The 14,430-nt window shown below is 61.2% G+C and carries 13 protein-coding genes; 5 read left to right on the forward strand and 8 right to left on the reverse strand.

Going from position 1 to position 14,430, the window contains the following annotated elements; all coding sequences use genetic code 11:
• Positions 1 to 2 precede the first annotated feature (2 nt).
• From CK944_RS17835 to CK944_RS17855, 5 genes are all read right to left on the reverse strand, one after another.
• Complete coding sequence (locus CK944_RS17835; protein WP_158248057.1) at positions 3 to 500, reverse strand: tripartite tricarboxylate transporter TctB family protein; 498 nt, start codon at positions 498 to 500, stop codon at positions 3 to 5.
• A gap of 68 nt (positions 501 to 568) precedes the next feature.
• On the reverse strand, positions 569 to 1,561 hold the full coding sequence (locus tag CK944_RS17840) for a tripartite tricarboxylate transporter substrate binding protein (protein ID WP_103174432.1): 993 nt from the start codon (positions 1,559 to 1,561) through the stop codon (positions 569 to 571).
• A 54-nt stretch (positions 1,562 to 1,615) separates the two neighbouring features.
• Positions 1,616 to 2,677: a 4-hydroxythreonine-4-phosphate dehydrogenase PdxA gene (locus CK944_RS17845; protein ID WP_103174433.1), complete on the reverse strand. Its 1,062-nt coding sequence runs from the start codon at positions 2,675 to 2,677 to the stop codon at positions 1,616 to 1,618.
• Positions 2,678 to 2,788: 111 nt separating this feature from the next.
• Entirely contained in the window at positions 2,789 to 4,507 is a 1,719-nt protein-coding gene (locus tag CK944_RS17850; RefSeq protein WP_103174434.1) for a dihydroxyacetone kinase family protein, read from the reverse strand.
• Complete coding sequence (locus CK944_RS17855) at positions 4,504 to 5,442, reverse strand: sugar phosphate isomerase/epimerase (protein WP_103174435.1); 939 nt, start codon at positions 5,440 to 5,442, stop codon at positions 4,504 to 4,506. The genes CK944_RS17850 and CK944_RS17855 overlap by 4 nt, the downstream gene beginning before the upstream one ends.
• A 188-nt stretch (positions 5,443 to 5,630) precedes the next feature.
• On the opposite strand from CK944_RS17855, the gene CK944_RS17860 reads away from it, so the two are divergent.
• Both CK944_RS17860 and CK944_RS17865 read left to right on the forward strand, forming a co-directional pair.
• On the forward strand, positions 5,631 to 6,329 hold the full coding sequence (locus CK944_RS17860) for a GntR family transcriptional regulator (protein ID WP_103174436.1): 699 nt from the start codon (positions 5,631 to 5,633) through the stop codon (positions 6,327 to 6,329).
• A gap of 299 nt (positions 6,330 to 6,628) precedes the next feature.
• Complete coding sequence (locus tag CK944_RS17865; protein ID WP_103174437.1) at positions 6,629 to 7,411, forward strand: hydroxypyruvate isomerase family protein; 783 nt, start codon at positions 6,629 to 6,631, stop codon at positions 7,409 to 7,411.
• 368 nt (positions 7,412 to 7,779) lie between these two features.
• Here CK944_RS17865 and CK944_RS17870 read toward each other — a convergent pair whose 3' ends face one another.
• Complete coding sequence (locus tag CK944_RS17870; protein WP_103174438.1) at positions 7,780 to 8,715, reverse strand: GlxA family transcriptional regulator; 936 nt, start codon at positions 8,713 to 8,715, stop codon at positions 7,780 to 7,782.
• A 101-nt stretch (positions 8,716 to 8,816) separates the two neighbouring features.
• Here CK944_RS17870 and CK944_RS17875 point away from each other — a divergent pair, with 101 nt between their 5' ends.
• The 3 genes from CK944_RS17875 to CK944_RS17885 are packed head-to-tail and all read left to right on the forward strand — an operon-like array spanning position 8,817 to position 12,188.
• On the forward strand, positions 8,817 to 9,740 hold the full coding sequence (locus CK944_RS17875; RefSeq protein WP_103174439.1) for a 3-keto-5-aminohexanoate cleavage protein: 924 nt from the start codon (positions 8,817 to 8,819) through the stop codon (positions 9,738 to 9,740).
• On the forward strand, positions 9,737 to 11,170 hold the full coding sequence (locus CK944_RS17880; protein WP_103174440.1) for a carnitine 3-dehydrogenase: 1,434 nt from the start codon (positions 9,737 to 9,739) through the stop codon (positions 11,168 to 11,170). The genes CK944_RS17875 and CK944_RS17880 overlap by 4 nt, the downstream gene beginning before the upstream one ends.
• A 49-nt stretch (positions 11,171 to 11,219) precedes the next feature.
• Positions 11,220 to 12,188, forward strand: a complete 969-nt coding sequence (locus tag CK944_RS17885) for a GlxA family transcriptional regulator (protein ID WP_103174443.1) — start codon at positions 11,220 to 11,222, stop codon at positions 12,186 to 12,188.
• Here the strand turns inward: CK944_RS17885 and choX are convergent.
• Both choX and CK944_RS17895 read right to left on the reverse strand, forming a co-directional pair.
• On the reverse strand, positions 12,177 to 13,112 hold the full coding sequence (gene choX / locus CK944_RS17890) for a choline ABC transporter substrate-binding protein (RefSeq protein WP_103174441.1): 936 nt from the start codon (positions 13,110 to 13,112) through the stop codon (positions 12,177 to 12,179). The genes CK944_RS17885 and choX overlap by 12 nt on opposite strands.
• Positions 13,113 to 13,489: 377 nt before the next feature.
• On the reverse strand, positions 13,490 to 14,430 hold a 941-nt coding region (locus CK944_RS17895; RefSeq protein ID WP_103174442.1), incomplete at its 5' end, for an ISNCY family transposase.

Genomic DNA, 14,430 nt, shown 5'->3' on the forward strand with positions numbered 1-14,430 from the left:
GTTCAATAGATGCCGAGAAGCGGCTCGATCGGGCCCTTCAGCAGCGGAATTTTGAAGATCGCCTCGAAGATCAGGTACAGCGATAGCGCAAAGCCCGCGCCAACCCCCAAGGCGACCGGCAAACGGTATCCGCCTTGGCGCCAGGCGCTCCAAGTGATGTAGAGGATCGACCCGACATAGATGCCCATCGTCAAGGTGACGATCACGAAAGCCAGAAGGGCGGCGATGAAGATGCCCAGTCGTCGTGCCCGGTCACGATCCAGAAAGGGTTCTTCGGCTTCAATGCCCGCTGCCTCTCGGTGCTTGAGGAAGGCCGCGATCAGGTTCCACAGGCTGGCGCCCAGCAGGATCAGCCCAACATAGAACGGGAAATATCCCGCTTCGGGACCGCTTTCGGTCCAGCCCCGACCCAGTTCCAGTGCACCGAAGACCCCAGCCAAGCCCAGAAGCCCCGTGGCGATCGCTGTTCCCAGCTCAGCGTGAAAGACCTTGACGGTCATGTGTCCCCCTCCCCTCTCGATGGATGTGGCCCGGCGCCGGACCATGCCGGGCGCCGGGCTTCAGGCGCTTACTGGGCGGTCCAGCCTTCGGCTTCGAAGACCTTCACGGCATTGGCCTCGCTTGTCTCGATGAACTTGGCCAGTTCCTCGCCCGTCAGGAAGGATGCCGACTGAGAGGTCTTGGTAAGATAGTCCTTCCAGTCTTGGCTTTCCGAAACCTTCTGAAGCGCGGCCTCGTAATAGGCCAACACTTCGGGATCGGTCCCCGCGGGCAGCCAGACGGTCCGCGGCATCTGATAGCTTTCGATCTCTAGACCCTGCTCGGTGCAGGTGGGGATGTCGTGCCAGCCCATGTCGCCGCTGATGGGTTCAGATTCAGCCATCCGCTGGGGCGCAAAGACGCAGAGCGGGCGGATCGCCCCTGCCTGCCATTGGCCGGCGTTCTCGTTGGGGTTGTTGACGTTCGCCGCGACATGGCCGCCGGCCAGTTGCACGCCGACTTCCCCGCCACCATTGAAGGGGACGTATTTGAAGTCCGCGCCGGTGGTTTGTTCAATAAGGGCAACAAGGGTCTCGTCGGTGTCCTTGGACTGGCTGCCGCCGAACGGGATGGTGCCTGGGGCCTCCTTGGCAGCGTTCACCAAGTCCATCACGTTCTCATAGGGGCTGTCAGCCTTGACCCAGACCAGAAATTCGTCGAGTGCCAGGGCCGCGACCGGCTGCAGGTCTTCGGTCGTATAGGCCAGCTTCGCGACATGGGGCAGCAGGTAGACGTTGTTCGTCCCGAAGATCAGCTTGTGCGGGTCGCCCTTGTTCTGGCGGGCATAGAGAAACGCCTCGGCCCCCGATCCGCCGCCTTTGTTCAGAACGACGATTGGACGTTCGACGATCTCGTCGCGCGTCAACACGGCCTGAATGGTGCGGGCGAAATTGTCGGTGCCGCCACCCGCGCCGGACGCGACGACGAACTCGACGGGACGGCTGGGGGCGAACTCGGCAAGGGCCGGCGCAGCCAGCGTCAGGGCAGTCGCGGCCAGCAGGCCGATCTTGGTCTTGGTCATTCTTTCCTCCTCCGGTGTGATCCGACCCCTGCACACGGGGCCGGGTAATCGCTGTTATTCGGCGACAAGCGCCGCCGCACCCTCTACCCCTGCAGTAGCCCAATCGGCGGATAGCGCGCGCGCTTCGCGGGCGGGATTGAGTTTCGCCAACCGGGCACCCAGCAGAGCGGCTTGCATCGTCGCGCCCAGATCGGCCCGGCCCTTGCCTGCGATGTCAAAAGCGGTGCCATGCGCCGGGGTTACGATCGGGAAGCCATAGCCTGCGATCAGCGTGACGCCCCGGTCGAAGCCCATCAGCTTCATCGCGATCTGGCCCTGGTCATGATACATGGTCAGCACAGCGTCGAACTCGCCCCGCACGGCGCGCACGAACACGGTGTCGGACGGGATCGGACCCTTGGCATCAATGCCCTCGGCTATGCCGGCCTCGACTGCGGGGGCGATGATGTCATCATCCTCGGTGCCGAAGTTGCGACCGTCACCTGCATGGGGGTTCAGCGCGGCCACGCCGATGCGGGGGTTCGGCTTGCCGGCGCCTGTCATCACCTCGTGCGTCAGGCGCAGACTGCCCAGAATGCGCTCGACGCTCATCCGGCTCGCCACCTCGCTCAGCGGGATATGAGACGTCACACGGGCGTTCCAGACCTCTTCAAGGACATTGAATTCGCGGCCTGACCTGTCTGTGTCCAGCACCCGGTCGATAAATCCGATCTCGTCGACATAGGCGGGGCGGGCCAAGCGCATGGAATGCTTGTTGAAAGGCGTGAACATCACCGCATCCGCAAGCCCCGCCTGCGCCAAGCGCAGAACGGCCGCAAAGTTCTGCAAGGACGCCGCGCCTGCTTCGGCACTGGATTGCCCCAGCGTCACACCCTTGGCAGCGACATTGCGCAGGTCCACCATGACATGCCCTGACGCCAGTCCTGCGCCGACCTCATCGGCCGCGATCAAGGGCACGTCCAGCGACACGCCTGCATGCTTCGCGCCCATTTGCAGCACGCTCGCATCTCCGACCACGACAATGTCATTGTCGGCCATTGCCGGATCGGAGAGCAGCTTTGCCGCAAGTTCCGGACCGACGCCCCCCGCATCGCCGATTGCCAATGCTATCCGCATATTGCGATTCTCCATCCTCTATTTAATATTCTGTATGCAGAATTTTGAATGGAATCCACCTTTAATTGGCATGATTCCTCTGATGTCACTGGGTGCGGTCGAAGGATTGCCTCAGACCGCATTTTCCGGAAGGTTTGCTCCGACGACCCGGGCACACATCGCCAGCGAAACCGCGCCTGCATCTGGATGGCCCAAGCTGCGTTCTGCCAATGGCCGCGCACGACCAAGGCGGGGGGTCAGCTGTGCGGTTGCATCGGCGGCTGCGGTCGATCGCACTGCGGCTGCAGACCAAGCCACCCCAAGGGCATCGCCGGCCGAGGTCCGTTCGACCAACACCTCGACGAAGGGAGCCAAGGCATCGACCAGCGTCTTGTCGCCAACCTTGGCGCCGCCCAGTTGGACGATTGCCTCAAGGGCCGCTTGGGCACCCTGTGCCACCGTTTCCGCGGATGGTTTGCGTTCATCCCCCAGAGCCTGTCCCCAGGCCCGGAGCGCCACGCCCCACAGCGCGCCCGAGGTTCCCCCCGCCCGATCTGCCCAGCCATCGCCCGCCAGCGACAGAACCGTCCCAGCGCCGGCTCCGGCAGTCACAGCCTTTTCAGCGGCTTCTGCTGCAGCGGCCGACCCGCGCGCCATGCCCTGCCCGTGATCGCCGTCGCCTGCCTGGGCGTCAATGCGACCCAGTTCCTCCTCGGCATCGGCGAGGGCCCTGGCGACATGACCAATCAGTTGCGCGACGCAACGCCCGGCTTCCTGGGACTCAGGTGTGCCCGCGACGATCTCGGCCACGGCATCGGCCTGTTCTTCCATCATTTCGATGAGTGGCGGGGGCGCAACGCTCCCCTTGCGGAACGCAGGGGCATCGGCGGGTGCACGCCAGTACTCTTCCAAATCGTCGTCCAAGAAGGTGATCGTCAAGGAACAACCCGCCATATCAAGGCTGGTAACGAATTCCCCAACCTCGGGCTCGATGACCCTCAGCCCAGCTTCCTCCAGAAGGTCGGTCAGATGATGCCAGAGAACGAACAGTTCCTCGTATTTGGTGCGGCCAAGGCCGTTCAGGATCACTGCGACCCGACCGTCATGGTCAGCAGGACGTTCGGCCAGCAGCGGTTCCAGCAGCGTCCGCGCTAGATCGGCAGCCGGCATGATGGCCTGGGTGCTTATCCCTGGCTCACCATGAATACCAAGGCCCATACCGACATGTCCCGCGTCGACGGTGAACAGGGGCGAGCGCTGCCCCGGCAAGGTGCAGCCATCGAAAGCCACTCCGAACGAAACCGTTGCGCGATTGGCTCTCTCGGCCACCGTCATAACGGCATCGAGGTCCAATCCCGCTTCCGCAGCGGCCCCGGCAATCTTGAAGACCGGCAGGTCGCCCGCCACGCCGCGCCGCTTCGCACGTTCATCAGCACGGGCGCTTGCCACGTCGTCCGTCACTGCCAGGATGCGGGCGTCGATCCCTTCGGCACGCAGACGCTCCGCGGCGGATCCGAAGTTCAGCACGTCCCCGGCATAGTTGCCAAATCCCAGGATGACCCCCCCGCCCCGGTGCGCGGCCTTTGCAACGCCATGAATCCATGCGGTCGAAGGAGAGGCGAACACATCTCCCGCCACGGCCGCATCCGCAAACCCGGTGCCCACATAGCCTAGGAAGGCTGGGTAATGGCCAGATCCGCCGCCTACCAGCAGGACCACCTTGCCCCGCGCACCCGGTGCGGCCCGCACGGCGCCATGGGGGACCATGGTGACCCGGTCGGCATTGGCCGCGCAAAAGCCTTTCAGGGCGGTTTCGGCGAATTGCTCGGGCCGGTCAAAAACCTTCGTCATGTGCGGACGGTCCTCACCCTCAGAATCTCTCGGATATAGTCGCGGTTGCGGGCACAAACCCCCAGCCCGTCCCCGCCGTAGTGCTCGACCAGGAAGGGGCTGTCAAAACCCGCCTTGATGGCCTTGGCGATGGCCTGGCGCCAGTTGATCGTGCCGCCCAGCAAGGGCGCGGGGTGGGACATGATCACCCCGGACGGATCCTCGATCCGGTAATAGTTCTTGACGTGCCAGTATCCGGCAAAGGGAAGGCAGAGGTCGATCATCTCGGACCAAGCCTCAACCGGGCGGTGCAGCCGGATCAGGTTACCGATATCGATGTTGAGCTTGACCGACGGATGATCCACTTCGGTCACGAAGCGGACAGCATCCCGTGCGGTGCCCAGGTAAGTGTCCTCGTACATTTCCAACGAGACCTGGATGCCCATTTCTGCCGCGTGTCGGCCAAGTTCGCGGATCCGATCAACGGCCAGCTGATAGGTCGCGTCGTCGCCGGGGTTCTTGACCCCTTGTTCCGTCCAGAACCACAGGGCCTTCTCCTGCGCAGGGGTGAACGGCCCGAAGAATCCGAAGCTGACATAGCCTGCCCCTAGTTCTGCGGCGGTATCGATGACCCGGTGGCTGTATGCCAGATAGTCGTCCCCATGCAGGGGATCGATCACACTGCGGCGCGAGGTCGAGATCGCCGGCACTGAAAGTTCTAGTTCCCTGCAGATAGCCACGAATTCGGCCCGGCGGGCAGGTTCAAGATCTGCGACCCGCAGCCAGCTATCGGTCGGGTCCACGCTCTCGAAGCCCGCATCGGCCACATCTGTCAGGTTGTCCGCCCACAGCTGCGGGTCCGCGTCCTGCACGAGGCGGCCATCAGGCAATTTGCCGGGAAACGGGATCATGGCCGCAGCAATGGGCCATGTCTCGGCTGTCCAGGATCGGGTCATGCAGCGCCTCCTTTTCATGGGGGAGGGACGCTGGTGTCGGCATCATGCCGTTAACCCCGCCGAATCGCTCCCTCTTGCAAGCTCTAACACGACAAACTCTGCTTACTCAACATACTGCATACAGAATTTAGGGCACATGATTGACTTGAGTGATAACCCTGCATACTCATAGTAAAGCCCGAGGGGGGATGGTCGTGGCCTTGGTTAGCACTCAAACACCGGATCAGAATGGGTCCACAAACCGGATCGAGCGGACGTCCCTCCATGACGCCATCGTCACGCGTCTGCGCGACATGATCATTGAAGGGCATCTACCTCCCGGGACGCGGATCAACGAAGGTCAGATCGGGACAACATTGGGCGTGTCTCGCACCCCGCTTCGTGAGGCGATCAAGTATCTTGCCAGCGAGGGATTGGTGGATCTGGTTCCCAGCCGGGGCGCGGTTGTAAAGACCTTTGGCGCCAAGGAAGTGCGCGACATGATCGACCTGATCCGAACACTGGAACAATTCGCCGCCGCCCGTGCCTGCGAGGTTGCGACGGCGAATGACATCGGCGCAATCCGCGACCTGCACGACCAAATGATAGACTGCTATCGGACGGGCGACCGGCTGCAATACTATAAACTGAACCAGGCGATCCATTCGGGCATCGTGGCACTAGCTGACAATGCCACCCTGTACGATGTCCATTCCATGCTTCAGACGCGCCTGAAGCGCATCCGCTTCATCGGCCACGAGGGCCCCGAGAAATGGGCAAACGCGGTGGCCGAGCATGAGGAGATAATTGCGGCCCTGGAAGCCCGTGATCTTGACCGGCTGTCAGCCGTCCTTGGTCGTCACTTGACCATGGCTTGGGAACGCGTCAAGGACAGCCTGCCGGCATGACACGCCAACAGGTTGCGGTTTTTCTTGCGTTGAAAATTGGCTCGGCGGTGAAGCTGCACTTGTGACGGCACATGTAAAACCGCCTGATCTGACAACTGACCACATAGAAAGTCAGTTTAGAAGTTGCGATTCTGTAGGAAGGCTCGGCGTGTTGATGACGTGACTGCCCCTCTGATTACTGGCGCAAGACATTGCCACAGATACCGGCTGCCAGTCTAAACGTGCGAGTTGCATTCGAGAAAACTGGACAAGGCGCAGCTCCGCGATACCGGCGTTACCTTCAATCTTAAGTGGAGCAAATGAAGTTTTCTGCTAATCTAGGCTTTCTGTGGAACAACCTGCCATTGCCTGACGCCATCCACGCAGCAAGCATGGCGAACTTTGCCGCCGTTGAATGCCATTGGCCTTACGCAGTGCCTGCTAATCAAATCCGTGATGCGCTCCAGGAAACGGGGCTGTCCATGCTGGGTCTGAACACGAGACGGGGCGATACTAAGATCGGCGAGAATGGCCTCTCTGCTCTGCCCGGCCGCGAAGCAGAAGCCTGCGCCGCTATCGATGAAGCTTTAGACTATGCCCGTGCCAGCGGCACTCTTTCGGTTCATGTGATGGCGGGCAACAGCAGCGGTCCGCGTGCGCGTGAGACATTCCTTGCCAATCTGGATCATGCCTGCGCCGAGGCGGCAAAGGATGGCATCGCCATCCTGATCGAGCCGCTGAACCCATATAATGCGCCAGGGTATTTCCTGAACAGCACAAGCCAAGCAGCCGATATCATCCGGACCTTGGGCGCGCCAAACCTGCAAATGATGTTCGACTGCTATCACATCCAGATCATCGAGGGGGATGTTGTTCGCCGCCTTACGAGTCTGCTAAATCTGGTTGGCCACATCCAGATCGCTGCTGTGCCCGACCGAGGAACGCCAGATCATGGCGAACTGAACTATGATTATGTTCTCCGAGCAATCCACAAGCTTGGCTGGAACCGACCTATCGGCGCGGAGTATCTGCCTGATGGCCTAACGGAGGAAAGTCTCGGATGGATGGAGCGTTTCGCCGACATCAGCGAAGAGACGAGATGAGAGACAAATCGATCATCGTCTTAAGATGTGAATGTCCGCCAAAGCACCCTGCCGTCCTGTCCGTATCGAATAATTTGGAGCAGGCCGCCTGGTTTTGGTTTGGAGGGCCCTGCAGGTAATATCTTTCGAGCAGGATGCGGTTCTTGAGGGTCTGGTGCCAGCGTTCGATCTTGTCCTACGTCTGGGGGATAATGGGGAGCGCTGCGCAAATGATTTTCTTAAATCAGTTGCTCCTCTCAGAAACGCTCGCCCAGTGCTATAGATCAGCAAGACAAAGTTGGCAAAGGTTGACCTCTTGCCAAAGTATAAGGTCAGCATGGGCAATACATTGACGGGACGCGCACCAGTTTTTGCAAATCCCGTAGATATCATGTTTTTTTCCGGCGCCCGCGTCCGAACGGTCGGAGCGGCCCGCCAAAGGCACTTTTATATGCCCTCCCCAAGGCGGACGCGTTCGCATAGCCGCAGCGAAGTGCGATGGTCTGGACCTCGAGATCCGTGCTGCGAGCAAGATCGCGGGCCCGGGTCAGGCGCAGCATCTGGAAGTAACGACCGGGCGACATTCCTGCCTCGGTGCGGAATAGCCGCTCCATGCTGCTGAGCGAGAGGCCGGACTGCGCAGCCATCTGCGCAATTGGCACCGGCGTCTCGATCATATCGACCATCAGGTCGGTTACCTGATGCAGACGGGCTGAAGCCTTAGCGATGGGCAAGATCGTCCGTGTCCTTAGGCCAGCTACGGAACGATCCCCCTCATGGAGAAACATGGACGATGCCAGGAAGGCGCTGCCCTTGCCGAAGCGCTCTTCGATCAAGTCTAGGATCAGGCTCAAGGCTCCGGAGGCGTCGCCGCAGGACCAGAACCTTCCCTTCCTGACAAAGGGTCTGGGGTCCACATGAACATCGGGAAAGGCTTCGGCAAATTCAGGAACCACAGACCAATGAATCGTGGCGCAGTGGCCTGAAAGCAGCCCCGCAGCAGCAAGGAGCCATGTCCCTGTGTCGGCACCGACAATGACTCTGCTTTGCCGGGAAAGCGCTGATATGCGATGCATACCGCTGGCGTTGCAATGTTCGCGAAAGCCATAGCCTGAGACCACGATCAGCAAATCAAAGGTTCCACCGGCTGCAACGTCTGGCGCTACTAGAAGCCCGCTCGATGACCGCACCGGGCTTCCATCCGCCGTCAGCACAAGCCAGCACAGATTTTCCTGCCCCTGGTCGCGAACCGCCCGCAGGGGTTCAAGCAGGCAGGACAGGACCATGTTCGAGAATCCCTCGAACAGCAAGAAAGCGGCGCGCATGAAAAATTTGGACGGGTTTGGACTTCTTAATGAAGGAATAGGACCATCGCCTGATGAAAGGAAGTCCTAGCCTGTGACCTGCTGAATGGAGGAAGGTTGCGATGCCGCTGGCCATGAACAAGGACGTTTTTATTACCTGCGCAGTCACTGGATCGGGGGCAACACAGGACCGGTCGCCACATGTCCCGCGCAGTCCGAAGCAGATCGCCGACAACGCCATTGAGGCAGCAAAGGCGGGGGCGGCCGTGGTCCACTGCCATGTCCGCGATCCGGAAACAGGCAAGCCGTCGCGCCGGTTGGATCTGTATCGCGAGGTTACGGATCGTATTCGTGATGCCGATGTGGATGTTGTGCTGAACCTGACCGCCGGCATGGGCGGCGACATCGTCTTCGGCCATACGGAGGCGCCCTTTCCGGTCAACACGGCAGGCACTGACATGGCCGGTGCAACCGAACGCATGGCCCATATTGCCGAATGTCTGCCGGAGATCTGCACGCTGGATTGCGGAACGATGAACTTTGCCGAAGCCGACTATGTCATGACCAACACCCCCGGAATGCTGCGGGCCATGGGCGGCATGATGACGGTCTTGGGCGTGAAGCCGGAAATCGAGGCTTTCGACACCGGCCACCTGTGGTTTGCCAAGGAGCTGGTCCGCGAAGGCACCCTAGCGAGGCCCGCCCTTGTGCAACTCTGCATGGGGGTGCCGTGGGGGGCGCCCAATGACCTCAATACCTTCATGGCAATGGTGAATGCGGTGCCCGACGACTGGTGCTGGTCGGCGTTCAGCCTGGGCCGTGATCAGATGCCCTATGTCGCCGCGGCCGTGCTGGCGGGCGGTAATGTGCGCGTCGGTTTGGAGGATAACCTGTGGCTGGGCAAGGGGCAGCTTGCCACAAACGCACAACTTGTCGAACGGGCCGCCACAATAATTGAAAACATGGGTGGGCGCGTCATAGGGCCTCAGGAAGCGCGCAAAAAGCTGGGTCTCATGAAACGCGCGCCAAAGGGAGCAGCGGAATGAGCAAGGCAGCCATCATCGGCAGCGGGGTCATCGGCGGTGGCTGGGCCGCACGCTTTCTGCTCAACGGCTGGGACGTCGCGGTCTTCGACCCCGATCCCCAGGCCGAACGCAAGATCGGCGAGGTGCTGGCCAATGCCCGCCGCGCCCTGCCCGCACTGTATGACCGCGCCTTGCCGGCCGAAGGCAAGCTAACCTTTCATACTGATTTGGCCGAGGCTGTGGCAGGCGCCGAGTGGATCCAGGAAAGCGTTCCTGAAACCCTAGCTTTGAAGCATCGCATCCTCCCCGAAATTCAGCAGGCGGCCGAGCCAGAGGCAGTGATTGGCTCCTCCACTTCGGGCTTCAAGCCGTCGGAGCTGAACGCGCCTGGAACCCGGGCCATCGTGGCCCATCCGTTCAACCCGGTCTATCTGTTGCCTCTGGTCGAACTGGTGGGCGACTCGGCAACGTGCGCCCAGGCCGCTGACATCCTGCGCGGCATTGGCATGTATCCCTTGACTGTCCGCAAGGAAATCGACGCCCATATCGCGGACCGGTTGCTGGAGGCCGTTTGGCGCGAGGCGCTTTGGCTGGTCAAGGACGGCATCGCCACGACCGGGGAGATCGATGAATCGATCCGAATGGGCTTCGGCATCCGCTGGGCTCAGATGGGTCTGTTCGAGACCTATCGGATTGCCGGGGGCGAGGCTGGCATGGCGCATTTCATGGCACAGTTCGGCCCTGCGCTGTCCTGGCCCTGGACGAAGCTGATGGACGTGCCTGAATTCAACGACGACCTGGTTGACCTGATCGCATCGCAGTCCGACGCCCAGTCGGGACATTTGTCGATCCGGGACCTGGAACGGCTGCGCGACGACAATGTGGTTGGCATGATCCGGGCGCTGCGGCGCACGGGCAGCGGCGCCGGCGGAGTGATCCGCGCGCATGAGGAAATCTTGGCCGACATGGGCGAACGCGATGGATTGCCTGTGACCGCAACGCGCCAAGTCCCCGTCAGCTGGACCGACTACAACGGACATATGAACGAATCCCACTATCTTGAAGCCGCGTCGCTGGCGACGGACCGGTTCATGGAGATGATCGGCGTGGACGCCACCTATATCACCTCGGGTCGCAGCTATTTTACGGTCGAGAACCATATCCGCTATCTCGATGAAATCCATGCGGGCGACCGACTGACCATCACCACGCAGGTGTTGGCAGGGAAAGGCAAGCGTCTGCATCTGTTCCACCGTCTGTGGCGTGGCGACGACACCCTTGCCGCCACGGTCGAGACGATGCTGATCCATACTGACCTGTCTACCCGCCGCAGCAGCGAACCTGACGGGGCAGTGTTGGAAAGCTTGTCTGGCTGGGTGGCGTCCCATGCGGGGCTAAAGGCCGAGGGGGCTGGTCGGTCTGTCGGTCAGCCCGCCACTGACCCGGCATAGTGAATGAGCCGAACGGAGGCGGGCCAGTAATGTCATGGAATGTGAGGACATGCTCTTCCAGCAATCTAGCCAGCCCCTGACAGTCACGATCCTGGTCCTGCCCGATGCTTCGTTGATGAGCATAGCGGCCACGCTTGATCCGATGCGGGCAGCGAACCGGATTTCGGGTCAGCGGCCCTATCGCTGGAAAGTCGTGTCGATGGACGGCTGTTCCGTTACGACCAGCTGTGGCCTGACGCTGCAGGTGGACGGCTGCTTCGCGCCCCAGGACCGTTGCGACGTCCTGATCGTCGTGGCCGCCTTCAACGTCACCGGACATGCCTCGGCCACGGTGCTGACCGCGGTCCGACAGGCGGCGCGTCGGGCGCATATGGTCGGGGGCGTCGAGGCAGGCAGTTGGGTGTTGGCGATGGCTGGCCTTCTGGATGAGCGCAAAGCCACGACCCATTGGGAAGATCTGGAGGACTTCGCCACGCGCTTCCCACAGGTTCGTGTGATCCCCGACCGGTGGGTGGTGGACGGCACGGTCTTCACGACTGGCGGCGCGGCACCGGCCCTGGACTTCATGCTGGCGCTCGTCCGGGCCCGCCAAGGCTTTGGTGCTGCCCTGAACGTTGCAAGCCTTTATGTCTATGACGAGGTGCGGCTGCCCTCGGACGCCCAGCCGCTGGTGTCGTTGGGGCGCGACAGCCGGATCGATCCACGGCTGGCTCAGTCGATCCGGATCATGGAGCAGCATATCGACACGCCGCTGACAATCCACGACATCGCGGAACGCATTGGCTGCTCGATCCGCACGGTCGAGGTTCTGTTTCGCCGGCTAGTCCAGTGTTCTCCGGCGGCATATTACTTGTCGCTGCGTTTGCAGGCGGCTCGTCGGCTGGTCACCGATACCCGGCTGCCCATGGCCGATATCGCAGTGCGGACAGGCTTTTCTTCGATCGCCTCGCTGTCGCGATCCTTCCGGCGGCAGTTCGGGCAGGCGCCGTCTGCCGCCAGAAAAGGTTCACAGACCTAGCTTGTTCATGGCGGTCGCCTGCCCGGGTTCGCCCTCCACCGTGGTCACGCCATCAAGCCAGGCCTCCAGCACAGTCGGGTTTTCCCTCAGCCACCGGTGGGCCGCTTCGCGTCCCTCCATCCCCTCGTCCAGGATATAGGACATCATCACATCCTCTGCCTCGACAGTGAAAGAGAGGTTTGCCAGAAATTTGCCCAGGTTCGGGCATTCCGCAGACAAACCCCTGCGCGTGTTCGTCAGCACGGTCGCGGCACCGTCTTCGGGGCCGAACATGTCGTTGCCTTCGGTTAGGTATTCGATGTCATAGCGGACATTCATCGGATGGGGACGCCAGCCGAAGAACAAGATGTCGTCCTCTGCCCGAATGGCGCGCTCGACCTGGGCCAGCATGCCTTGCTCGCTCGACTCGACCAGTTCGAAGTCGCCCAACTCGAAGCCGTTGTCCTGGATCGTCTCCAGGATGGTCGTGTTCGCACTGCTGCCGGACTCAATCCCATAAATCTTGCCGCCAAGCTGATCCTTGAACTTGGAAATGTCGGCATAGGTCTTCAATCCAGCCTCATACGTGGTGGCCGGAACTGCGAACCCGATCAAGGCGCCTTCAAGGTTGGCGCGCACAACTTCGATATCACCGGCCTCGACCAGCGGCTTCTGGATCGGTTCTTGCAAGGGCATCCAGTTGCCCAAGAAGATGTCCGTATCACCTTGCTTCAATGACTCGAAGGTCACGGCAACCGACAGGACTTGAACCTCCGGTTCGTATCCTAATGCCTCAAGCACCAACCCTGCAGCCGAGGTGGTGGCAGTAATGTCGGTCCAGCCGACGTCGGAAAAGCTGGGGCTTCGGCACTGCTCGGGTTCTGCCGCTTGAACCTGCGGCAGGAATGCGAAGGTTGCGAGAAGTGTCGCGGCAATCTTCTTCATAGTACTCCCCTTCGTTGCTCATGATAAATTTGCGATCCAGTTATCCACGAAGATAGGGACTAGAACAGGATATGATTGTCGATTTGCGCAGGCTTCTTTACGTTATGCGCAGCGATGTTGAAGGTTCCATTTCTTTACAACATTGGAAAACCTGGCACCAAGGTCGGGAATCTATCCGCCGCTTCCACTGCGACACGAACATGTTGTCACCAAGTTAAAATGTCGCCTCGTGAGCCATTTAGAAATGTCGCATGGGCTTGGAGCGATAATCCGGCCCCGGCCCGCTCTCCAGCACAAGGGCCGTAGGGACGGGGCCGGCGACAGCGCGCCGTCTGCAGGTTTCGGCTATCGTGGCTGAGGGCTATGTGGGCCCGTCGTCATTGTGCAGGTGGTTGCAGGATTTGCGCAGCCTGAGCTTCTGCCGCGCGTCGTTCGGCGCGTTTGTCGAGCCAGCTCTTTCGACCACGACCGCGCTTGCCTGTCGGCGTGTAGTGATCTCGTTGTTTGCCCACGAGTCCGACCTGCGGCGGCTTGGTCTGTTGCTGGATCATGATGTAGGACAGCACCTCGGCCAGGCGCTTGTTCTCGGTGATGCTGGCGTGGGTCACCCGCTGCTGGCTGGGGTCAAACACCCGGTAGGGCAGCAACAAGCCCTTCCAGCGGATCTCGAGCGGCCGGTCTGCAAGGGCATAGGTCTCGACATACTGGCCGATGGCGCTGCGGGCGTGCTCACTGTCATTCAGAATGAACTTCCTGCGCTCGTAATGGATCACCAGGTTGCCGCTGAGCCGGCGCTGATCGCGGATGCAGAGGCTCTCGCGGAGCCGCGATGCCGGCACATTCAGCGGCCGGTGCCGGTCATCCGAGTGGGCAGGAAGACAGGCGAAGCGTTCGTTGTGACGCACCATGAAACCCGGCAGAAAGGCATTGCCCGCCATGTCGCTGATGCCGGCAAGGCGCAGTTCCTTGACCAGAGGACCCTGCAGGGTGCGATTGGCCCGCTCCACGCGGCCCTTGGCCTGCGAAGAGTTGGCACAGAGGATCTCGATGGTCAGTTCCGCCAGAGCGCGGCCGAACTGCGTCATGGCATGCCCGTTGCGGACCTCGGGACGGTTGATGCGAAAGAGGCTGTACTTGTCGGAGTAAAAGGCAACCGGGCGGCCGTAATCCCTCAGATAGTCTTCCACGACCATGAAATAGGCTTCGGTGGTCTCCGACGGGACAAAGCGCATCTGCATCAGCTTGCCGGTGGCATCATCGATGAACACCAGCAGCGTGCAGGCCGGTCCGCGATCTTCAAACCAGCGATGATCCGAGC

It is taken from the genome of Paracoccus sp. SY (genome assembly GCF_002901215.1).
Taxonomy (GTDB): Bacteria; Pseudomonadota; Alphaproteobacteria; order Rhodobacterales; family Rhodobacteraceae; genus Paracoccus; species Paracoccus acridae.